Consider the following 21,761-nt stretch of genomic DNA (forward strand, 5'->3'; position numbering starts at 1 on the left):
ATCGAGCGCCACCCGCGCGGCGCTCGATCTCATAGGCGCTGCAAGGCTATCGCCAGGCACCTACTCGCCCAAATGGGTTTCCCTCAATCCGCCTCTCCCTCCCGCCGAGTCCTGTTACGCCACACCCGATACGCCCGAATCCCCGCCCGTACCGAGCCGAACAGCAGCTTGTCCTCCATCTCCCGCGCCATCCCGGAACGCACGAGCATGCGCAGGAAGGTGCCACGGGCGCGGGCGATGGCGAAGTGGATGCCCTGGGCGGCGAGGGTGTCGCGCACTTCGCGCAGGGCCGCCACGCCACTGACGTCGATGCTGGTCACGGCTTCGGCGTCGAACAGCACCACCTGTGGTTTCTCCACGCCCTGCACGGCTTCGAGCAGGCGCATCTTGAAGTAGTCGGCATTGAAGAACAGGATCGCGTCGTCGAAGCGGTACACCACCAGGCCTGGCACGGTGCGGGCGTCCTTGTGCTGGCGCACGTCCACCTGGCCCTCGATGCCCGGCACCCAGCCCAGCACGGCGTCGGTGGGCTGGTAGATGCTGTAGAGCAGGCGCAGGATGGCCAGGGTCACGGCGAACACGATGCCCGGCAACACGCCCAGGCCGAGCACGCCGACCGTGGTCAGCAGGCACAGCCAGAACTCGAAGCGGCTGAGCTTGCGGATGGTCTTGAGCGACTTCACGTCGATCAGCCCCCAGCCGGCCATCAGCAGCACCGCGCCCAGCGCGGCCTGGGGAATCCAGGCCATGGGCGCGGTGAAGAACAGCAGGATCAGGGCGATCACCAGGGCGGCGATGATGCCCACCAGCTGGCTCTTGCCGCCGACCATGTCGTTGACTGCGGTGCGCGAGTCGGCGCCGCTGATGGCAAAGCCTTGCGATATGCCGGCGGCCAGATTGCTCACGCCCAGGGCGAGGAACTCGTGGTTGGCGTTGATCGCGTAGCCGTGGCGGGCGGCAAAGCTGCGGGCAGTGAGCATGGCGCTGCAGAAACTGATGGTGGCGATACCCAGGGCGTCGCGCAGCAGGCTCTTGGTTTCCGCCAGGCTGCTCTGCGGCCAGGCCAGCTCCGGGATGCCCGCCGGCACCGGGCCGAGGATCGCTACCCCGTAACGGTCAAGACCGAACAGCCCGGCCAGCGCGGTGAACACCACCACGGTCACCAGTGCCGCCGGCAGCCGTGGGTAGCGTCGCGGCAGCCAGATCAGCAGGCCCAACCCGGCCAGGCCGATGGCCAGGGTCAGCCAGTGGATCTCGCCCAGACGCTGGAGGAAGTTGATCAGGCTGAGGATGAAGCCGTCGCCTTCGATCTTGAAGCCCACCACCTTCGACAACTGCCCGGCGAGCAGGCTCAGGCCGATGCCGTTGAGGTAGCCGATGAGGATCGGCCGCGAGAAGAAGCTGGCGATGAAACCGGCCCGGGCCACCCCGGCGGCGATCAGCATCACGCCCACCAGCACGGTGACGATCACCGACAGCTCGGCGATGCGGTGCGGGTCGCCCATGGCCAGTGGCGCCACGGCTCCGCCGATCATGGCGCAGGTGGCGGCGTCCGGGCCGACCATCAACTGGCGTGAGCTGCCGACCAGGGCATAGACCATCATCGGCAGCACGCAGGCGTACAAGCCGTACTGTGGCGGCAGGCCGACGATCTGCGCATAGGCGATGGCGATGGGGATCTGGATCGCGGCCACCGACAGGCCGGCCTGCAGGTCAGCGTGGAACCACTCGCGGCGGTAGTGCAACAGGTTGGCCAGGCCTGGTAGCCAGCGGGAGAGAAACATGTGCAATCCTTTGGAGATGTTTCAGAAAGCGTAGCGGTTATGCACCGCGAATCACTGGGCATTCAAGCCAATCGGCGCGGCGCTGGCCATGGGCCAGATCAAGAAAGGAACGCTGGAAACGAAAAAAGGAGCCGAGGCTCCTTTTGACAGCGACGACGTTGTTGGAATGCCGTGCGGGGAATGCGAGTTGGGGTGGGTCGAGGGAGTTGAAATAGTGCTTTCATTAACATTTTTAAGGTGATAGTTGAAATCAGTAGCGAATTTGTGCGTTCTGTAACATTTTTGTATCTCACGGCTGATGGTATTGTTTTAGTGTGATATCTCAATAAGAGTAGCGTTTTTGGGCTTTCGGTAGAGGATTTTCCCATGCAGGTCGGTTTCAAGGCGCTAGCCACTCGGTACGGCATTGATCCGGTGCAGCCTCTACGCGTCGATTCGACCATCGGCACGGTGCGGGCAAGCCGCGACACCGGTAGTCAGGTAGAAAACAAGTATCCGCCCAACTATCGGCCCGACGACGATTTTGCAGGCCACTTCGAATTCGGGCTCAAATACGAAGAGATTCACCTTGAATTCTTCGCCCGCTTGTTTGCAGTCATAGGACCCGAGCCAGTCGAAGCTTGGTGCCGGCGTTCCCCTTTTGGTCAGTACGCACGACGTACCGGTTTTCTGTACGAGTGGCTGACGGGGCAATATCTGGATGTGCCTGATGTGACCAATGGCGCCTATACCAATGCCGTGTCGTCGACCCACTACCTGACCCGCACCACGCCGCTTCGATCTCGCCGCTGGCGGGTCAACAACAATCTGCCAGGCACGCCTGAGTTTTGCCCGCTGATCCGGCGAACCGATGCCGTGCAGCGAGCCTTGCAGTTTGACCTGAGAGCCGCGTTGGCAGAGCTCGATCAGACCTTTGGCCCTGACATCCTGATGCGGACGGCGAGTTGGTTGACGTTGAAAGAGTCGCGCGCGAGCTTTCTGATTGAAAAAGAGGAAGGCCAAGCCCACCGCATCCAGCGCTTCGCACATGTCATTGCGCAACACTGCGGCTATATCGAAGACCCCTTGAGTGATCGAAGTCTGCATCTCTTGCAGGCAGGTATCCTGGGGCGCGATGCGTTTGGCCTTGGGTTGCGGCACTCTCCCGTTTTTGTAGGGCAATCCACGATGCGCGAGAACATCGTGCACTACGTCGCCCCACATTTTGACGACCTGGCTCCGATGCTTGCTGGCCTCAATGAATTCGAGAGGGCCACCCGGGGCGCCGAATCGCTTGCGCGCGCCGCGGCATTGGCGTTCGGCTTCGTCTACATCCATCCGATGAGAGACGGCAATGGGCGAATCCACCGCTTCCTGATCAACGACACCCTGGTTCGGGACCAGGCGGTTCCGAATGGCGTGATATTGCCTGTTTCAGCAACCATTACCAGCTCGACCGAGTTCCGTGCCGGCTATGATGCGACACTGGAGGTGTTCTCTCGCCCCTTCATGCGGCGCTATGCGGCATCCTATCGCTTTGGCAGGCTCGTGACCTACGAAGACGGTACACCGAGCAACTTCGAGTTCGACGACTACGAAGATGCGCGCTTCGCCTGGCGCTATCCGGATCTGACCGCACATGTTCTCTATACGGCGCGCGTCGTCGAGCACACGATTCGAACGCAGATGGCGGACGAAGCCAGGATTCTTGTCATCTTCCAGCTCGCCCAGGAGCGGCTCAAAGACGTCGTGGAGATGCCAGACCAGGATGCAAATCGCATCATTCGCGCGGTCAAGGAGAATGGCTGGAGTGTTTCCGGCAAGCTCAGGAAGCACTATCCGCAGCTCGAGGATGAGCGCTTGGCAGCGCGAATCGTGGAGGCCGTTCGGTCGGCGTTTGAAGACCGAGATAGGCAAGACGAGGAGACTCTCCCATGAGGACAACATCCCGCGCCAGAAAGGCAGAACGCTTTGGCTGCTGGCTGGCGGGGTTAGTCCGGGTCTAGGGGGAGGCCAGATCAATGCTTTGGCGCAGAAACGAAAAAAGGAGCCGAGGCTCCTTTTGACAGCGACGACGTTGTTGGAACGTCGTGCGGGGAATGCGAGTTGGAGCGGGTAGAGGGAATCGAACCCTCCTCAATAGCTTGGGAAGCTATAGTTTTACCAATAAACTATACCCGCTTCGAAGCACGACTTTTTACCAGAACCCTCCCCGAATGAGAAGCCCAAGGCTGTAAAAAAGCCTGTCGGCGGCCCGTAGCCTGCGGTTTTCGAGGGCTACAGGACGCCGATGCGCTCAGATGGCCAGTGCATGCTGCCCCGCTTCCTGTGTGTAGCGGTGGCGGGTTTCGCGCAGCGCCGGCTTGAGGAAACCGAGCATTGCGCTGCGGGTGTCCTCGCAGGCGGTCTTGTGCTCCATGTCGAGGAAGTGGCCGGCGTCACGGATCACGCTGAAGTGGCTGCGTCCGACATGGCGGCTGAACTGGCGGGCATCCTCGACGGTGGTGTACTCGTCACGGTCGCCGTTGATGAACAGCACCGGGATGTCGATGTTGCGCGCGGCCTTCAGCGCCCGCTCCAGGTCATGCTCGAGCACCTGGTTGATGTGGAAGTGCATCTGCGCGTACTCATGGCTGTCCAGGCTGCTGACATGCCGGTAGTTGAAGCGCTTGAACAGCGACGGCAGGTGCTTGCCGATGGTGTCGTTGACCAGGTTGCCCACCTGATAGCGGTCGCAGGCGGCCAGGTACTGGCAACCGCGCTCCAGGTAGTCGCGCATCGGTTCGTTGATCACCGGCGAGAACGAGCTGACGATGGCCTTCTTCACCAGTCGCGGCTGGTGCGCCAGCGCCAGCAGGGTGCAGGCGCCGCCCCAGGAGAACGACATCACGTGGTCGGCACGGAAGTGTTCGATCAGCTCGAGCAGGATGTGTGCCTCGGCTTCCTTGGTCAGCAGCCGTTCATGGCGGTTGTGGGGTTTGGACTTGCCGGCGTACGGCTGGTCGTACAGCACCACGTTGAACTGTGGGTGCAGGTTGCGCACTGTCTGTGCAAAGGACGCCGTGGTGGCCAATGAGCCATTGATCAGGATGATCGTCTTCTCGGCGCCTTCCGCGCGATGGAACTCCGTGTAAACCCGGTACTGCCCTTGGATATCAAGTACAGCGATTTCTGGCCTCATGTCATCGACTCCTGGCGCAAAAAGGGTATTCGCGTCACCTGGTGGCGTGTGCGATCGGCAGGCGGGCTAGGCGCCGAATCGACCGGACAGGCCATTAGGGTGCACGTGCTTTATGACAGGTAGGCATTCGCCTGGAACTGAAACCGGTGGGCCCTTGTGTCGATCCTTGACGCGTGTAGTCGACGGTATTGTTGTGCGGGCGATTACCGTGCCCCAGGGCATCGAGACCCCGGGTGGCCGGTAAAGGGCGTCTTGGACTGCGGTTGTGACCGATGAGTCACATGCAGACCGACGAGTTAGCAGTCAAGCAGGGAGGGCGGGATCGCGCAAGTGCCGTTGAGGCAATCTTTCGTGGGAAACCGCCGAATGGCGAGTCCGCTCAGACCGAGGCGATTTCCTCGTCGGTAAGCGCCCTGAACGCTCCCGGATGCAATATCGGGTCCAGTGTGATCGACCCCATGCTTTCCCGATGCAGTCCCACCACCTTGTTCTGGAAGTGCCCGAACATCCGCTTCACCTGGTGATAGCGGCCCTCGACGATGGCCAGGCGCGCGCTGCGCGGGCCGAGGATGTCCAGCTGCGCGGGCAGGGTGGTGAGGTCTTCGAAGGCGAAGTAGAACCCTTCGCGGAACCGATCGATGTAATGTGCACCAATCTCGTCCTCGGTGTGCACCAGATAGGTCTTGGGCTGCTTGGTCCGTGGCTGGGTCAGGCGCCGCGACCACTGGCCATCGTTGGTCAGGATCATCAGCCCGGTGGTGTTGTAGTCCAGGCGCCCGGCGATGTGCAGATCATTGCGCAGCTCTTCCGGCAGCAGGTCGAGCACGGTGCGGTGCTGCGGGTCCTGGGTTGCGCTGACGCATCCGGCGGGCTTGTGCAGCATCAGGTAGCGCGCCGGACGCCCGGCCTGGTGCACCTGCTGGTCGACCTCGACGCGGTTGAACTCGCGCACCTCCAGCAGCGGGTCGCCGGTCGGCAGGCCATCCACGCGCACGCGCCGCTGCGCCAGCAGCAGGCGCACTTGCTGGCGGTTGTAGCAGGGCAGGTTGCCGAGGAATCGGTCGAGGCGCATGGGACGGGTCGCTTGCGGGAAATCGGCGCGCAGTCTAGCGGATCGTGCGCGCTGGTGCTGCCTTGAGCTGCTCGTCCACCTGCGCGCAGCGCGGGCACAGGCAGGCCTTGTCGCGCAGTTCGGCAGGCAGGGCCTCGATCAGCGCCGGGTCGATGGCCACGTCGAAGCACCAGCAGCCTTGCGCGGCATTGCGCGGGTCGGCCAGGCCGCACTGGTTGAGGGCGCCGCAGGCGGGGCAGTGTCGAGGATCAGGCATGGTCGGGTCCGGGCATTTCGCTGCAGACGCGGTTGCGTCCGCCTTGTTTGGCACGATAGAGCGCGTGGTCGGCGCGGGTCAGCAGGCTGTGCAGGCTGTCGTCGCGCTGCAGGGCGGACAGGCCGATGCTCACGGTCAGGCGCAGTGGCTGGTCGGCATGGCTGAAGGTCAGTTGCTCGGTGCGTCGGCGGATCTTTTCCGCCACTTCGATGGCCTGGCGGCCTTCGGCTTCGCGCAGCAGCACGACGAACTCCTCGCCACCCCAGCGGCACAGTATATCGGACTGGCGCAGGCTGCTCTGCAGCACATTGGCGAACTGGCGCAGCACTTCGTCGCCGGCCAGGTGGCCATGGGTGTCGTTGAGGGTCTTGAAGTGGTCGAGGTCGATCAGCAGGGCGACCAGCGGCGCGCTGTCGCGCTGGGCTTCGATGAGCGCCTGGCCGGCAAGCAGGTCGAAACTGCGGCGATTGGGCAGGCCGGTGAGGCTGTCGAGGGTGGCCAGTGCCTCGGCGTTGTCCTGGTGCCGCTTGATCATGGCATTGAGCAGCGACAGGACCACCAGGGTGATCATGGCGCAGATCACCAGGTTCAGGTACAGCGACTGGCGGATGCGGTCCAGGGCGCCGGTTTCGCGCTTGTCCACCAGCAGGTACCAGTCCAGTTCCGGCAGCAGACGCACATTGAGGAAATGGCTGTGGCCGTCGTTGTCGGTGTACTCGTGGCTGCCGCTGGCCGGTGTCGGCATGCGTGCCAGCAGGTCCTGCCACTGGCTGCTGTCGGCCAGTTGCTGTCCGGCGCGCAGGCCATGAGGGCCGCCGTCGGAGCCGGTCAGCAGGACCTTGCCCCGGGCGTCGGCGAACAGCACCGAGCGCTGGTAGCGCCGTTGGTAGTCGTCGATCAGGCGGACCACCGATTCCACGCTCAAGCCCACGCCGGCGGCGCCGATGAAACGCTGCTGGTAGTCGAGCACCCGGTGGTTGATGAACACGGTGAGCTTGTCCTGGTTGGCCATGTCCAGGTCGACGTTGATCTCGTAGGGCTTGCTCGACTGGCGCAGGCGAAAGTACCAGGCGTCGCGCCAGGCGTCGGCCCGCACCTGCTTGAGCACGCCCTTGGCCTGGTAGTAGGTGAGGCTGCGGTCGGAGACGAAGAAGCTGGTGCAGGTGGCCTGGCTGCCCATCACCGCGCCCAGGTAGCGGGTGATGCGCCCGGTGTCCTGCTCGCCGGCCAGCACCCAGTCGCGCAGGAAGGTGTCCTGGGCCATCATCGAGGCGATCAGCACCGGGCGGATCAGGTCCTTCTGGATCTCCGAGTAGACGTTGTCGGAGGTCAGCGGCAGCTCGGTATTGATGATGCCGTCGCGGATCGCACCGCGCGAGGCGTAGTAGCCGAGCAGCGAGGTGGCGAGGAAGCCGCCGGCCAGCAACAGCAGTAGGGCGAAGATCAGCGAGCGTTGCGAGAACAGGGCGGAAGGCGAGGGCATGATCGTCCCGTGAGGTGTGCCGGTGGCCACATTCTAGTGAGATGACTGAAAAATGACTGCATGTTTTTCAGGGGTATAGGACCTGTTTCAATTTGTTGCGAAAATGGCACTGAACCTTGTTGCGACGGTCTTATCCTGTGTCGACCTACTGCTTGTCGTCGACGCCCGCCAGCGTCGCTGTGCCGGGCACCCCTGCGGTCCAGGAGGCCGCCATGTACCCACGAATCCTGCTCGTCGTCCTGCTCGGACTGCTGACCTCCGCCTGCGCCCCTTACTACGAGAGCGGCGGCTATTACCGCAGCGACTACTACACCAGCGATCGCTACGTTTACCCAGGCTATTACCGCCAGGACCGCTATTACGTGGTACCGCAGACCCGTTACTACTACCAGCCTGCGCCGCGTTACTACAGGCCGGCGCCGGTGCCGCAGTACCGACCTTATCCAGCGCCCGGCATGCAACCGCGCTGGCACGGGAATCCGCGTTACGACTACGGCAACCGCCAGCGCTACGACTACGGTCGGGATCGCGACCGCCACGACTACCGCAATGATGATCGCCGGGGCGATCGCTGGCATTCCAACGGGCAGGGCAACCGTGACCGTCGACCCGATGGGGGCCGGGGTGGCGAGCGGGGCTGGTCGCGGTGACAGGGCACTGACGTCATCCCAGTTCCGCCAACGGATGGCGCCCCTCCCAGACCTCGCTGAAGTGCGCCTCCACCACCGCCGCTGGCACCTGTGCCACATCCGGCCAGTGCCAGTGCGGGGTGTTGTCCTTGTCCAGCAGACGGGCGCGCACCCCTTCGCTGAACTCCGGGTGACGGCAGCAGTTCAGGCTCAGGGTGTATTCCATCTGGAACACCTGCGCCAGCGACAGGTGTCGCGCCCGACGGATCTGCTCCCACACCAGGTGCGCCGTCAGCGGGCAACCCTCGTGCAGGCGCTGGCCGGCCGACGCCAGCAAGGGATCGGCGTGCGTGGCCAGGCCGGCCAGGGCCCGCCAGGCCGCCACCGGATCGGCCACGTCGAGCACTTCGTCGATCACAGCGCGGCGCGTCAGCCACTGGCCTTGCGGCAGTTCGGCGCAGGCGCGGTGCTGCTCGGCCTTGAGCAGGCTGTTAAGCTGCAGGGCGGTCTGCTCCTGCCAGTTCAATTGCAGCAGTTCTTCGATCAGCGCCTCCTGCTGGTGCTCGCCCAGGAAGCGATCGGCCAGGTCCAGGTCCAGCGCATCGCGGGCATTGAGCGGGGCGCCGGTCAGCCCGAGGAACAGGCCGAGCTTGCCCGGCAGGCGGGCGAGGAACCAGCTGGCGCCGACATCCGGGTACAGGCCGATGCTGATTTCCGGCATGGCCAGGCGGCTGCTGGGGGTGACGATACGCACCGCGGCGCCCTGCAGCAGGCCCATGCCGCCGCCCAGTACATGGCCGTGGCCCCAGCACAACAAGGGCTTGGGATAGGTGTGCAGGCGATGGTCGAGGCGGTATTCGCTGGCGAAGAACGTCGCGGCCAGCGGTGGCACGCTGCCGGGGTGTTCGCGACAGGCCTCGACCAGGGCGCGGACATCACCGCCGGCACAGAAGGCCTTCGGCCCGTTGCCGCGCAGCAGCACGCAGACAATCCCGGGATCGCTGGCCCAGGCGCGCAGCCGTTCGTCGAGCACTTCGATCATGGGCAGCGTCAGGGCGTTCAGCGCCTTGGGCGCATCCAGGGTGGCGATGCCGATACGGGCGCCGTCGGCGCCGGTCAGTACCTCGCATTGTATGGACATGGACTACCTCGCGCAGGTCATCCCCTCAGTATGGCCTGCCGCGGCGAAGCTGCCGGTCGTCGGTCGGATCGATTGACAAGCTGGCCCGGCTTTCCTAGTGTCGCGGCACTTTGCTTTTGGATGCCCCCATGACCGACGACGATCGCATCAAACTCGAACCCAGCTGGAAAGCCGCGCTGCGCGCCGAGTTCGACCAGCCCTACATGCAGCAGCTGCGCGAGTTCCTGCGTGCGGAGTACGCCGCCGGCAAGGAGATCTACCCACCTGGGCCGCTGATCTTCAACGCCCTGAATTCCACGCCGCTGGAGCAGGTCAAGGTGGTTATCCTTGGCCAGGACCCGTACCACGGCCCCGGCCAGGCCCATGGCCTGTGCTTCTCGGTGCAGCCGGGCATCCCCACGCCGCCGTCGCTGGTCAACATCTACAAGGAGCTGCAGCGCGACCTCAACCTGCCGATCCCCGCCCATGGCTACCTGCAGAGCTGGGCCGAGCAGGGCGTGCTGCTGCTCAACACCACCATGACCGTGGAGCGCGCCAATGCCGCGTCCCACGCGAAGAAAGGCTGGGAGTTCTTCACCGACCGGATCATCCAGGTGGTCAGCGAACAGTGCCCGAACGTGGTGTTCCTGCTGTGGGGCTCCCATGCGCAGAGCAAGCAGAAGCTGATCGATGCCAGCAAGCACCTGGTGCTCAAATCGGTGCATCCGTCACCGCTGTCGGCCTACCGTGGGTTCTTTGGTTGCGGGCATTTCAGCCGTACCAACAGCTTCCTGGAGCAACGCGGGATGGCGCCGATCGATTGGGCGTTGCCACCGTTGTGACATGAAATCAAAGGGCCGCTTCGCGGCCCTTTGATTTCATGACCTGGCCCAGCGCCTGAACAGCGGCTCGGCCAGGAACAGCACGAACAACAGCCTCATCACCTGCAACGCCGTCACCAGCGGCACGGACAGTTGCAAGGTCTCCGCCGTCAGGCTCATCTCGGCGATGCCCCCGGGCATCATCCCCAGCGTCAGCGAGCGCAGGTCCAGGTGCGTCAGCAGGCTCAACCCCCAGGCCGCGCCTGCGGCGATCAGCATGCACAGCGCCGTGGCCAGCAATGTCCGGCCAAGGAACGACGGCGCCCGGCGGAAGAACGCACGGTTGAAATGACAAGCCAGGCCGCTACCGATCAGCCACTGACCGATCTGGCTGGCGCCGTTGGGCAGGCCGATCTGCAGGTTGCCCGCCAGGCTCACGCTGGCTGCCACCAGCAACGGCCCGAACAACCAGGGATTGGGCTGGCGCAGGCGCTGCCAGAGCAGCGCCACCAGCACCCCCAGCGGTGCGATCAACGCCAGCCAGCCCCAGCTCACGCTGCCGGCATGGTTCAGCGGCACGCCATCGCCGAGCAAGAACTTGAACAGCGCCGGCACGCACAGCACCACCGCCAGCACCCGCAGGCTCTGCGCCGCGGCCACCTGGCTGAGCACCGCGCCGTTGCGCGCGCCAAGATTGACCATCTCGCCCGAGCCGCCCGGCATGCTGGCGAAGAACGCCGTAGCGCGGTCTTCACCGGTGCGCCGCAGCAGCCACACGCTGATCACGCTGGAGAGGGTGGTGAACAATGCACCGAAGAAGATCAGCGCGAAGTGGCTGGCCACCTGCTCGATCACCGCCGGGGTGAAGTGCAGGCCGATACCGATGCCGATGATCCATTGCCCGCATTTGCGGCCATTGGGGATTTCGCTGAGCTGCCAGGGGGTCAGGCAGCGCACCAGGATGATCGCCAGCAACGAGCCGACCATCCACGGCAAGGGCCAGCCGACCTTGCTGGCGAGAAATCCGCCGGCAAGACCGACCAGCCCGGTGGCCCAGAACAGTGGCAACGACCGGTCAGGCATCGGCCATGGCCCGGCGCTGCAGGGCACGTTTGCGCCAGATGCGCAGCAGCGGCAGGCTCAGCATGCACACCACCAGCACCCATACGCCCATGCTGATCGGGCTCGACCAGAGGATGCCCAGTTCACCGTTGGAGATCGACAGCGCGCGGCGCAGGTTCTGTTCCATCAGCCCGCCGAGGATGAAGCCCAGCAGGATCGGCGACAGCGGGAAGTCCAGCTTGCGCAGGATGTAACCCATGATGCCGATGCCGACCATCAGGAACAGGTCGAAGGTGGTGGCATGCACCGCGTACACACCGATCGCGGTGATGATCGCGATCACCGGCACCAGCGCCCAGTTCGGCACGGCGAGGATGCGGGTGAACACGCGGATCATCGGCACGTTGAGGATGATCAGCATCAGGTTGGCGATGAACAGCGAGGCGATCAGGCCCCAGACGATGTCCGGCTGTTGTTCGAACAGCAGCGGGCCGGGGGTGATGTTGTACAGGGTCAGCGCGCCGATCATCACCGCGGTGGTGCCCGAGCCTGGCACGCCGAGGGTCAGCATCGGCACCAGGGCGCCGCAGCAGGAGGCGCCGATGGCGGTTTCCGGCGCGGCCAGGCCACGGGCGTCGCCCTTGCCGAACTTGCCTTTGTCGCCGGCGATGCGTTTTTCGGTCATGTAGGCCACGGCACTGGCCAGGGTCGCGCCGGCACCCGGCAATACGCCCATGAAGAAGCCCAACAGGCCGCAACGGATGTTGACGAAGAACACCGAGGCCGCTTCCTTGAAGTTGAACAGCATGCGCCCGGTGGCCTTGACCGCCACGTGACCGTGGTGGGTCTTTTCCAGCAGCAGGAGGATCTCGCTGATGGAGAACAGGCCCAGCACCAGCACCACGAACTGGATGCCGTCGGCCAGGTGCACGCTGTCGCCGGTGAAGCGGTACACGCCGCTGTTGGCGTCGATGCCCACCGCCGAGAGGAACAGGCCGATCAGCGCGGCGATGAAGGTCTTCAGCGGCTTGTCGCCGGCCATGCCGCCGAGGGCGACGATGGCGAACACCATCAGCACGAAGTACTCCGCCGGCCCGAAGGCGATCGCCCATTTCGCCAGCAGCGGGGCGAACAGCACCATGCCGCAGGTGGCGATGAAGGCGCCGATGAACGAACTCCAGGCCGACAGCGACAGCGCCACGCCGGCCAGGCCCTGGCGGGCCATGGGGTAGCCGTCGAGGGTGGTCATCACGGTGGAGGCTTCGCCGGGGATGTTCAGCAGGATCGAACTGATACGTCCGCCGTATTCGCAGCCCAGGTACACGGCAGCGAGCAGGATCAGCGCCGACTCAGGCGGCAGGCCAAGGGCGAAGGCAATGGGGATCAGCAGGGCCACGCCGTTGATCGGGCCCAGGCCCGGCAGCAGGCCGACCACGGTGCCGATCAGGGTGCCGGTCAGGGCGGTGACCAGGTTGTACGGGCTCAGGGCGACGCCGAAGCCCTGGCCCAGGTAGCTCAAGGTATCCATGTGTCAGTTCTCCAGTACGTCGAGCAGGCCGAGGGGCAGGGGCACGTCCATCACGCGGTCGAATAGCCAGTAGAGGAACAGGCTCATGCCCACCACCACCAGGGCGCTGTGCAGCCAGCGGCCACCGTACAGGCGGGCCATGGGCACGCCGACCAGGATGGCGCTGAGGATGAAGCCCAGGGCTTCGAAGGTGCTGGCGAAGACGAGCAGCAGGCCGACGCAGGCGGCGATCTTGATCAGGCTTTCGCGGTCCAGTTCCGGCTCGTCGTCCTTGCGCACGATGGGCGTGGGGCGGATCGCCAGGTACAAAAGGCCCAGGCTCATCAGGCCGAGCATCAGCAGCGGGTAGGCGCGCGGGCCCACCGGTTCATAGGAGAAGGCGGCCTGGTAGGGCCAGGCCATCACGGCCAGCACGGCGCACAGCGCCAGCAGGGCCAGGGCGAAGAGGCGTTGCAGGATCATGGGAGAATCCTCGGTAATGTTCGACACGGCGCGGCCCCCTGTAGGAGTGGCACAAGGCCGCTCCTACAGAGGGAGCTGTGTGAGTGGCTTACTGGATCAGCCCGAACTCACGGGCCAGCGCCTTGTAGTCCGCCACCTGCTTCTTCACATAGCCGTCCAGCTCCTCGCCGGTCATGGCGAACGGGAACAGCTCGCGCTGGTCACGCAGCTTGGCGAAGTCCTCGGAGGCCAGCAGCTTGTCGAACGAAGCCTTCCACCAGGCATAGTCCTCGTCGCTGACCTTTGGCCCCAGGTAGAAGCCGCGCACCACCGGCCAGACGATGTCGTAGCCTTGTTCCTTGGCGGTGGGGATGTCCTTCATTTCCGGCTCGTCCAGGCGCTTGTCGGAGAACACCGCGAGGATGCGCATGTTGCCGCTCTGGATGTGCGGCATGGAGTCGGAAATGTCGGTGGAGCCGACCTGGATGTGCCCGCCCAGCAGCGCGGTGGCGATCTCGCCGCCGCCCTCGAGTGCCACGTAGCGCAGGTCGCGCGGATTGATCCCGGCGGCCTTGGCGATCAGCGCGGTCTGCATCCAGTCCTGGCTGCCGACGGTGCCGCCGGAGCCGATCACCACCTTGCTCGGGTCTTTCTTCAACGCCGCGACCAGGTCGTCGAGGGTCTTGTAGGGCGAGTCGCTCTTCACCGCGATGGCGCCATAGCTGGTGCCGACCGCCGCCAGCCACTTCACCGCGTTCTCGTCGAAGCGGCCGAACTTGCCCTGGGCCAGGTTCAGCAGCGAGCCGCTGGACCAGGCCACCAGCGTGCCGGCGTCGGCCGGGCGCTGGGCGACCACGGCGTTGTAGGCCACCGCGCCGACGCCGCCGGGCATGTAGGTCACGCGCATGGGCTTGCTGAGGATCTTCTCGTTGACCAGGGCGCTCTGCACCAGCTTGCAGGTCAGGTCGAAACCGCCGCCGGGCGAGGCCGGGGCGATGCATTCGGGGCGTTTCGGTTCGGCGGCCAGGGCGTTGCCGGCCAGCAGCAGGCAACCGGTGGCCAGGACGAGGCGGCGCAGTGAAAAGGTCATCGTCTATCTCCGTGAGCGTTGTTGTTATGGGTTACCACAGAGCCACGCTGTAGCTCACCAGCAGCCGCACCTCGTCCGCGTCGCGGGTGAAGTTGGAGCGGAAGGTGGCGTTGCGCAGGCGCACGGCGACGTTCTTCAACGGGCCGCTTTGTACCACGTACTTCAGTTCGGTGTTGCGTTCCCACTCCTTGCCCTCGCCACCGGCGGCGCGGCTGACGTTGTCGCCGCTGATATAGCGGGTCATGAAGGTCAGGCCGGGGATGCCGAGGGCGGCGAAGTTGTAGTCGTAGCGTGCCTGCCAGGAGCGTTCGTCGGCGCCTGCGAAGTCGTTGATCTGGACGAAGTTGACCAGGTACGGGTCGGCACCATCGACGTAGGGGAAGGCGCTGTCGCCGGACAACTGCTGCCAGGCGCCGCTGACCTTGTGCCCGCCCAGGGTGTAGCTGAGCATGCCGTTGACGGTGGTGTTGTCGATCTTGCCGGCCTTGGCCGCGCCAGCGTCGTCGCTGACTGCCAGGCGCAGGTCGGCGCCGAAGGTGCCCGGGCCCCAGGGCTGGGTGGCGAGCAGGCCGATGAAGTGCTGGCGGTAGATGTCGTCGAGCTGGGCGAAGTGGTAGCTGCCGGTGATGCGGTCGGTGAACTGGTAGTCCAGGCCGCCCATGTCGAAGTTGTCGGCGCTGAAGGTGCCGCCGAAGCGACCGTTCTTGTTGTTCAGGGCCAGGTCTTCCCAGTTGCTGTCGTCGCGGTCCTTGGCCTTTTCCAGGCGCCCGCCGGTGAAGGTCAGGCCCTTGATCTCCTTCGAGGTGACCAGGCCGCCTTCGAAGGTCTGCGGCAGGATGCGCCCGTCGTTGGGCTGCAGGGTGGGCAGCTCGGGAATCAGCGTGCCGATCTTCAGCTCGGTCTGCGAGACCTTGACCTTGCCGGTGAGGCCCAGCTTGGAGTACTCGTCAGCCGCCTTGCCGTTGTCGTGGGTGGGCAGCAGGCCTGTGCCCGTGCGGTCCTTGCTGGAGTCGAGCTTGACCCCGACCATGCCCAGCGCGTCCAGGCCGAAGCCCACGGTGCCCTCGGTGTAGCCGGACTCGAAATTGAGCATGAACCCCTGGGCCCATTCGTCGCGCTTGGATTGCTGCGCGCTGGTGCCGTCGCGGAAGTCGCGGTTGAAGTACATGTTGCGGGTTTCGAAGGTGGCCGTGCTGTCTTCGAAGAAGGCGGCTTGGCTCATGGGCGCGACACCGGCAAGGGCGAAGGCGCTGGCGAGGGCGGAAGGTCGGGCGGCGAACGAACGGGTAGGCGCGAACGCCTGCGGCTGCATGGACAGCATCGTCGGTGACTCCAATTATTGTTCTTATGTGTTGCACCTTGCTGGTGCTTTTTGCGGCGCGCGGGGCGACCGTGGTGCGATGCTAGGCAACCAACCTTTCGCTAACCTTTCAGCATGAAAGGTTTCCGGCGAGGGCTTCACAGCACCCGCCACGGCGTTACACTCCGCGCAAAAAGCCCAGCCGAACAGGGAGAATCCGATGCGTGTGCTGCTGGTCGAAGACCATCTGCAACTGGCCGAAAGCGTTGCCCAGGCCCTCAAGAGCCAGGGCCTGACCGTGGACGTGCTGCATGACGGCGTTGCCGCCGACCTGGCCTTGGCCAGCGAGGACTACGCCGTGGCAGTGCTGGATGTCGGCCTGCCGCGCCTGGACGGCTTCGAGGTGCTGGCGCGCCTGCGCGGGCGCGGCAAGACTCTGCCGGTGCTGATGCTCACCGCCCGCAGCGATGTGAAGGACCGCGTGCATGGCCTGAACCTGGGGGCCGACGACTACCTGGCCAAGCCTTTCGAGCTGACCGAACTGGAGGCGCGGGTCAAGGCCCTGCTGCGCCGCAGCGTGCTCGGCGGCGAGCGCCAGCAGCGCTGCGGCCCGCTGGTCTACGACCTGGATACCCGACGCTTCAGCCTGGGCAGCGAACCGCTGACCCTGACCCAGCGCGAGCAGAGCGTGCTCGAGGCACTGATCGCCCGCCCTGGCCGGGTGATGAGCAAGGAGCAGTTGGCGGCCCAGGTGTTCGGCCTCGACGAGGAGGCCAGCCCCGACGCCATCGAGATCTACATCCACCGCCTGCGCAAGAAGCTCGACGGCCACCCGGTGGCCATCGTCACCTTCCGTGGCCTGGGCTACCTGCTCGAGCACCGCGATGCGTGACAACGGCAGCCTGCGTGGGCGCTTGCTGGGCAACCTGGCGCTGCTGCTGGTGGTGCTGATGCTGGCCAGCGGCCTGAGCGCCTACTGGAACGGTCGCGAAGCCGCCGACACCGCCTATGACCGGACCCTGCTGGCCTCGGCACGGACCATCGCCGCCGGCCTGTCGCAGCGCGACGGCACCCTCAGCGCCGACGTGCCCTACGTGGCACTGGACACCTTCGCCTACGACAGCGCCGGGCGCATCTACTACCAGGTGCTGGACATCCACCAGAAGCTGATTTCCGGCTACGAGAACCTGCCGCCCCCGCCACCGGGCACGCCGCGCACCGACGACTATCCGGCGCTGGCGCGTTTCTACAACGCCACCTACCTGGGCCAGGACGTGCGTGTGGTCAGCCTGCTCAAGGCGGTGAGCGAACCGAACATGAACGGTATGGCCGAGATCCGCGTGGCCGAGACCGAGGAGGCGCGGGTGCGCATGGCCCGCGGGCTGATGGCCGATACCCTGCTGCGCCTGGGCATGCTGGCCTTTGGTGCACTGGTGATGGTGTGGTTCGCGGTGAGTGCCGCGCTGCGCCCGCTGGAGCGCTTGCGCACGGCGGTGGAGGAGCGCCAGCCGGACGACTTGCGCGCCCTGCCGGTGGTCCAGGTGCAGCGCGAGCTGGGGCCGCTGGTGCGCGGCCTCAATCATTTCACCGAGCGCTTGCGGGGCCAGTTCGAACGCCAGGCGCAGTTCATCGCCGACGCCGCCCACGAGCTGCGCACGCCGCTGGCGGCGCTCAAGGCACGTGTCGAACTGGGGCTGCGCTCACGGGAGCCGGATGAATGGCGCAAGACCTTGGAGGCAGCGGCCCAGGGCACCGACCGGCTGACCCACCTGGCCAACCAGCTGCTGTCGTTGGCGCGGGTGGAAAACGGCGCCCGCGCCATCGCCGAGGGCGGCGCCCAGCGTCTGGACCTGAGCCAGCTGGCTCGAGAACTGGGCATGGCCATGGCGCCCCTGGCCCATGCCCGCGGCGTCGCCCTGGCGCTGGAGGCCGAGGCGCCGGTGTGGCTCAAGGGCGAGCCGACCCTGCTCAACGAACTGCTCAGCAACCTGGTGGACAACGCCCTGGCCCACACCCCGCCCGGTGGCGATGTGGTCCTGCGGGTACTGGCGCCGGCCGTGCTCGAAGTCGAGGACGACGGGCCGGGGATTCCCGAGGACGAGCGTGAGCGGGTGTTCGAGCGCTTCTACCGGCGCAGTGCCCAGGGCAGCGGGCTGGGGCTGGCCATCGTCGGCGAGATCTGCCGGGCGCATCTGGCGCAGATCAGCCTGCACGACGGCGAGCGGGGCGGGCTGAAGGTGCGGGTGAGTTTTATCGCGGATTGAAGGTCATCGTGGGGCAAGTCGATTCAGCGCAGCATGCTCCGCGCATCCAGCAGTTCGGCGATATCCAGCTCGGTGCCATAGGGCAGCCCCAGGTGGCGGTAGGCGGGCAGGGCCGCCAGGGGCCGACTGCGTTCGCGCTGGCTGATGCAGCGGGCGATCTGCACGATGTCGATGTAGTCGATCTGGTCGGTGCGCCGATCCAGGTCCTGCACCTGGCTGGGTACGTTGACCAACTGCTCGGGGAATTCCCAGGCGCTGAGGATCTTGTCACCCAGCACCGGCTGGATCTGCTCGATCACGAAATGCAGGCAGATCGGATCGGACAGCAGCTCATTGTGCTCCTCGGCATAGATCAGTACCGGCAAGGCGCCGATCTGGTGCACCAGGCCGCCGAGGGTGGCCTGGTCGGGCTTGAGCTGGGTGTAGCGTCGGCACAGTTCATAGCTGATGCCCGCGACTTCCAGACTGTTGGCCCAGATATCCCGCAGCTTGTGCTCCACCGCCGGTGCGCGGGCATGGAAGATCTGCTCGATCACCAGGCCGATGGCCAGGTTGCAGCTGTAGTTGATGCCCAGGCGGGTGATGGCGGTGTGCAGGTCGGTGACTTCGACGGCGGCGCGCATCAGCGGGCTGTTGACCACCTTGATCAGGCGGGCCGACAGCGCGGCGTCGCGGCCGATCACCTTGCTCAGGGCGGAAACGCTGATCTCGCTGTCTTCGGCGGCTTCGCGGATGCTCAGGGCGACTTCCGGCAGCGTCGGCAGGACCAGGTCGTCCCGGTCGATGGCGGCGAGCAGTTGCGCTTGGACCTTCTCGGCCAGCTTGTTCATGGACTTCTCTACGGCAAAGGTGGTGCAACCCCGGCATGCCGCCGGGGCGGGCTGGTCAGCGCTGGATTTCCCGGTCGCGGTCCAGTTCGTAAGGCAGGTCGAGCAGCGTCAGGCGCGGGCCTTCCAGGCTGCCCAGGTGCAGGTTGTCGTCCGCCACCGCTTCGGCGCTGAGCACGGCCAGCAGTTCGACGGCGCTGCCGGTACTGGCCCCGATCACCACCTCGCCGACCGACGAGCCGTGGGTCGGCGAGAAGATCTCGGCGCCCGGCTGGGGTACCGCTGTCTCGGCCAGCGCCAGGCGATATTGGCGGCGCTTGAGCTTGCCCAGGTACTGCATGCGGGCGACGATTTCCTGGCCGGTGTAGCAGCCTTTCTTGAAGCTCACGCCATCGACGGCCTGCAGGTTGATCATCTGCGGGATGAACAACTCGCGGGTCGGGCCCATGACCTGGCCGATGCCGGCGCGGACCTGGCCCAGCAGCCAGTCGTTGAGCGTGCCTTCGGGCAGTGTGGCGGCGAGTTTTTCACGAACGGCGCCAGCCTGATCGGCGGGTACCCACAGTTCGACCCGGCCGGCCGAGGCGCGGACGGCGATCTGGCCATCATGACGGGCGGTCGCGCCGGCCTCGTCCGCCACGGACAGGCCCAGCGCCTGCAGGGTGGCGTCGCCCTGCTGCAGGCCGAAGCGCGTCCAGGCGGCGCTGTCGTCGCTCAGCGTGGCCTTGGAGAACACCGCGTACTTCTTCAGGTCGGCCAGTTGCGCCTCGAGCAGCTCGCTGGCCATGGCCAGCAGGTAGCCATTGCCCTCGGGCAGGATACGGAAGCTCGACTGCATGCGGCCCTTGACCATGCAACGGGCGCCAAGGCTCGCATGCTGGTCACTGAGGTAACCGATGTTGCAGGTCAGCTGACCTTGCAGGAACTTGCCGGCGTCGGAGCCGCGGACGGCGAGGATGCCCTCATGGGAGAGGGTACAGAAGAAAGCGGAATCGGCCATGGGTCATCGCGGTAGCTAAAGACTGGCGGCCATCATAGAACGCCGGTAACAAAATAGGTAGGTGACTAGACCAACGCCTTGTGCCGCTTCGTTCACTGCGCGGTATACTGCGCGACCACTCGAGGAGGGCCCCATGGTCGAACAAACTGAACTCAACCGGCTTTTCTGGCACAGCCGCCGCGGCATGCTGGAACTGGACGTGCTGCTGGTACCTTTCACCCAGGAGGTCTACCCGAGCCTGAGCGAAGCGGACCGCGAGCTGTATCGTCGCCTGCTGACCTGCGAGGATCAGGACATGTTCGGCTGGTTCATGGAGCGCAGCGAGTCCGAGGACCCGGAGCTGCAGCGCATGGTCCGCATCATCCTGGACCGTGTCCAGCCCAAGTGAATGCTTCGAGTGCCGTTGGCAAGGCTCGCGCCTGCTGCTGACGGCCTACCTCGCCAGCCTGGCGCTGGCACTGCTTACCCTCGCGCTGATAGCGCTGCCCGGATGGCTGTGCGGCCTGCTGGCCGTCTCCTGTCTTGCCCATGCCTGCTGGGCCGTTCCCCGGCGAATCCTGCTGATACATCCCGAGGCCATCACCGGCCTGCGCCGTGACCTGCGTGGTTGGCGTATATATAGCCGCGCCCGGGGCTGGCAGCCGGCGCGTCTGTGCCGGGATAGCGTCGCCCTGCCGAGCATGGTGGTTTTGCGGTTCGTGCCCAAGGGGCGCAGGTTAAGCCAGAGCCAGTGCATCCCCAGGGACGCACTGGATCGTGAGGCGCACCGGCGATTGCGGGTGCGCCTGAAGTTCAGCCGGCGCCGCTGGGCCGCGCCGGCCTGACCCTCAGACCCCCTGCGGGATCTCTTCGCCGCCCAGGGCTTCGAACAGCACCGGCAGGAACTCGGTGAAGGTCATCATCATCAGCTGGAAGCTGGCGTCGAACTGTTGCTGGGCCTCGTCGCCGCCATCCTGTTCGGCCTGCTCCTGCAGCAGCTCCTCGAACTTCAGACGCTTGATCACCATCTTGTCGTCGAGCACGAACGACAGCTTGTCCTGCCAGGCCAGGGCCAGCTGGGTGACCAGCTTGCCGGTGCTCAGGTGCAGCTGGATTTCCTCGCTGGTCAGGTCCTGGCGTTTGCAGCGCACGATGCCGCCGTCCTCTGCGGTGTCGCGCAGTTCGCACTCGTCGAGGACGAAGAAGCCCTCGGCGGCCTGTTGCGACTTGACCCAGTCGGTCATGGTCGCGCTCGGTGCGATCTTCACGGTGGCCGGGCGCACCGGCAGCGAGCCGATCACTTCACGCAGGGTCGACAGCAGGTCTTCGGCGCGCTTGGCGCTGGCCGAGTTGACCAGGATCATGCCCAGGCGTGGGGCGATGGCGGCGAAGATCATCGAACGACGGATGAAGGCGCGCGGCAGGAAGGCCTGGATGATCTCGTCCTTGATCTGGTCGCGTTCCTTTTTATAGACCTTGCGCATCTGCTCGGTCTCGATCTCCTCGACCTTCTCCTTGACCGCGTCGTTGACCACGCTGCTGGGCAGGATGCGTTCTTCCTTGCGGGCAGCAATCAGCATGAACTCGCCACTGACGTGGACCAGGGGGGCGTCCTCGCCCTTGCCGAACGGCGCGACGAAACCGTAGGTGGTCAGTTCCTGGCTGGCGCAGGGGCGGGCCGGCTTGCTGGCCAGGGCGGCCTCCAGGGCCTCTGCCTCGAACGGTACTTCCTGGGTCAGGCGATAGGACAGCAGGTTCTTGAACCACATGAGGGGGAATCTCTCCTTAATACATAAGGCGGGCATTATTCTCCGAGGGGCGCTTCCAGGCCAACCCTGTCATAGGGCCAGCAGTCCTATATGGAGGAAGAAAATCGTGGCGCGGCTAGGTCTTTGAAAGGCCTGGAAATTTTTTTCAAAAATTTTGAAAAAAGTGCTTGCCAGGG

21 protein-coding genes and 1 tRNA gene are annotated in these 21,761 nt (G+C 65.2%); 7 read left to right on the plus strand and 15 right to left on the minus strand.

Annotated elements, in window-relative coordinates; genetic code table 11:
- Window positions 1-83: 83 nt before the first annotated feature.
- Window positions 84-1,784 (minus strand): SulP family inorganic anion transporter, encoded by a 1,701-nt coding sequence (locus tag HU751_RS13915; protein WP_186732020.1) that lies wholly within the window; start codon window positions 1,782-1,784, stop codon window positions 84-86.
- Window positions 1,785-2,150: 366 nt separating this feature from the next.
- On the opposite strand from HU751_RS13915, the gene HU751_RS13920 reads away from it, so the two are divergent.
- Complete coding sequence (locus HU751_RS13920) at window positions 2,151-3,701, plus strand: Fic family protein (protein ID WP_186732021.1); 1,551 nt, start codon at window positions 2,151-2,153, stop codon at window positions 3,699-3,701.
- A 169-nt stretch (window positions 3,702-3,870) separates the two neighbouring features.
- Here the strand turns inward: HU751_RS13920 and HU751_RS13925 are convergent.
- The 5 genes from HU751_RS13925 to HU751_RS13945 form a co-directional block, all read right to left on the minus strand.
- A tRNA-Gly gene (locus HU751_RS13925) sits at window positions 3,871-3,944 on the minus strand.
- Window positions 3,945-4,059: 115 nt separating this feature from the next.
- The gene (locus HU751_RS13930; protein ID WP_186732022.1) at window positions 4,060-4,944 is read right to left on the minus strand and encodes an alpha/beta fold hydrolase; all 885 of its coding nucleotides are present in this window, start codon (window positions 4,942-4,944) and stop codon (window positions 4,060-4,062) included.
- A 379-nt stretch (window positions 4,945-5,323) separates the two neighbouring features.
- Window positions 5,324-6,016, minus strand: a complete 693-nt coding sequence (locus HU751_RS13935; RefSeq protein ID WP_186732023.1) for a pseudouridine synthase — start codon at window positions 6,014-6,016, stop codon at window positions 5,324-5,326.
- A gap of 34 nt (window positions 6,017-6,050) precedes the next feature.
- Window positions 6,051-6,272 (minus strand): cysteine-rich CWC family protein, encoded by a 222-nt coding sequence (locus HU751_RS13940; protein ID WP_186732024.1) that lies wholly within the window; start codon window positions 6,270-6,272, stop codon window positions 6,051-6,053.
- Window positions 6,265-7,755 carry a sensor domain-containing diguanylate cyclase gene (locus HU751_RS13945; RefSeq protein WP_186732025.1) on the minus strand — a complete coding sequence of 497 codons (1,491 nt, stop codon included), beginning with the start codon at window positions 7,753-7,755 and terminating at the stop codon, window positions 6,265-6,267. Before HU751_RS13945 ends, HU751_RS13940 begins: the two co-directional genes overlap by 8 nt.
- Window positions 7,756-7,967: 212 nt before the next feature.
- Between HU751_RS13945 and HU751_RS13950 the strand changes: the two genes are divergently transcribed.
- Entirely contained in the window at window positions 7,968-8,405 is a 438-nt protein-coding gene (locus HU751_RS13950; protein ID WP_062572988.1) for a hypothetical protein, read from the plus strand.
- Between the two features lie 13 nt (window positions 8,406-8,418).
- Here HU751_RS13950 and dspII read toward each other — a convergent pair whose 3' ends face one another.
- Window positions 8,419-9,525, minus strand: coding sequence for an enoyl-CoA hydratase/isomerase DspII (dspII, locus tag HU751_RS13955; RefSeq protein ID WP_186732026.1), 1,107 nt, complete (start codon window positions 9,523-9,525; stop codon window positions 8,419-8,421).
- A gap of 128 nt (window positions 9,526-9,653) precedes the next feature.
- Here dspII and ung point away from each other — a divergent pair, with 128 nt between their 5' ends.
- Window positions 9,654-10,346 carry a uracil-DNA glycosylase gene (ung, locus tag HU751_RS13960; RefSeq protein WP_062572990.1) on the plus strand — a complete coding sequence of 231 codons (693 nt, stop codon included), beginning with the start codon at window positions 9,654-9,656 and terminating at the stop codon, window positions 10,344-10,346.
- A gap of 36 nt (window positions 10,347-10,382) precedes the next feature.
- Here the strand turns inward: ung and HU751_RS13965 are convergent, their stop codons facing one another.
- From HU751_RS13965 to HU751_RS13985, 5 genes are all read right to left on the minus strand, one after another.
- Window positions 10,383-11,408, minus strand: a complete 1,026-nt coding sequence (locus HU751_RS13965) for an AbrB family transcriptional regulator (RefSeq protein WP_186732027.1) — start codon at window positions 11,406-11,408, stop codon at window positions 10,383-10,385.
- Window positions 11,401-12,915: a tripartite tricarboxylate transporter permease gene (locus HU751_RS13970; protein ID WP_186713086.1), complete on the minus strand. Its 1,515-nt coding sequence runs from the start codon at window positions 12,913-12,915 to the stop codon at window positions 11,401-11,403. The genes HU751_RS13965 and HU751_RS13970 overlap by 8 nt, the downstream gene beginning before the upstream one ends.
- 3 nt (window positions 12,916-12,918) lie before the next feature.
- A complete protein-coding gene (locus HU751_RS13975) occupies window positions 12,919-13,377 on the minus strand; it encodes a tripartite tricarboxylate transporter TctB family protein (protein WP_186732028.1) in 459 nt (152 codons plus the stop codon).
- Window positions 13,378-13,465: 88 nt separating this feature from the next.
- Window positions 13,466-14,446, minus strand: a complete 981-nt coding sequence (locus tag HU751_RS13980; protein ID WP_028690165.1) for a Bug family tripartite tricarboxylate transporter substrate binding protein — start codon at window positions 14,444-14,446, stop codon at window positions 13,466-13,468.
- Between the two features lie 31 nt (window positions 14,447-14,477).
- Window positions 14,478-15,767 carry an OprD family porin gene (locus HU751_RS13985; RefSeq protein ID WP_186732029.1) on the minus strand — a complete coding sequence of 430 codons (1,290 nt, stop codon included), beginning with the start codon at window positions 15,765-15,767 and terminating at the stop codon, window positions 14,478-14,480.
- A gap of 199 nt (window positions 15,768-15,966) precedes the next feature.
- Between HU751_RS13985 and HU751_RS13990 the strand changes: the two genes are divergently transcribed.
- Window positions 15,967-16,638, plus strand: coding sequence for a response regulator (locus HU751_RS13990; RefSeq protein WP_028690163.1), 672 nt, complete (start codon window positions 15,967-15,969; stop codon window positions 16,636-16,638).
- The gene (locus HU751_RS13995) at window positions 16,631-18,010 is read left to right on the plus strand and encodes a sensor histidine kinase (protein WP_096048587.1); all 1,380 of its coding nucleotides are present in this window, start codon (window positions 16,631-16,633) and stop codon (window positions 18,008-18,010) included. The genes HU751_RS13990 and HU751_RS13995 overlap by 8 nt, the downstream gene beginning before the upstream one ends.
- Before the next feature lie 23 nt (window positions 18,011-18,033).
- On the opposite strand, the gene HU751_RS14000 is transcribed toward HU751_RS13995, so the two are convergent.
- Both HU751_RS14000 and ygfZ read right to left on the minus strand, forming a co-directional pair.
- Window positions 18,034-18,840: an HDOD domain-containing protein gene (locus HU751_RS14000; RefSeq protein ID WP_050703963.1), complete on the minus strand. Its 807-nt coding sequence runs from the start codon at window positions 18,838-18,840 to the stop codon at window positions 18,034-18,036.
- Between the two features lie 55 nt (window positions 18,841-18,895).
- On the minus strand, window positions 18,896-19,837 hold the full coding sequence (ygfZ, locus tag HU751_RS14005; RefSeq protein WP_186732030.1) for a CAF17-like 4Fe-4S cluster assembly/insertion protein YgfZ: 942 nt from the start codon (window positions 19,835-19,837) through the stop codon (window positions 18,896-18,898).
- A 133-nt stretch (window positions 19,838-19,970) separates the two neighbouring features.
- Here ygfZ and HU751_RS14010 point away from each other — a divergent pair, with 133 nt between their 5' ends.
- Complete coding sequence (locus HU751_RS14010; protein ID WP_028690159.1) at window positions 19,971-20,225, plus strand: FAD assembly factor SdhE; 255 nt, start codon at window positions 19,971-19,973, stop codon at window positions 20,223-20,225.
- Window positions 20,209-20,661, plus strand: a complete 453-nt coding sequence (locus HU751_RS14015; protein WP_186732031.1) for a protein YgfX — start codon at window positions 20,209-20,211, stop codon at window positions 20,659-20,661. Before HU751_RS14010 ends, HU751_RS14015 begins: the two co-directional genes overlap by 17 nt.
- Before the next feature lie 3 nt (window positions 20,662-20,664).
- Here HU751_RS14015 and rdgC read toward each other — a convergent pair whose 3' ends face one another.
- Window positions 20,665-21,585, minus strand: a complete 921-nt coding sequence (gene rdgC / locus HU751_RS14020; RefSeq protein ID WP_028690157.1) for a recombination-associated protein RdgC — start codon at window positions 21,583-21,585, stop codon at window positions 20,665-20,667.
- Window positions 21,586-21,761 lie beyond the last annotated feature (176 nt).

Source organism: Pseudomonas peradeniyensis (assembly GCF_014268935.2).
GTDB lineage: Bacteria > Pseudomonadota > Gammaproteobacteria > Pseudomonadales > Pseudomonadaceae > Aquipseudomonas > Aquipseudomonas peradeniyensis.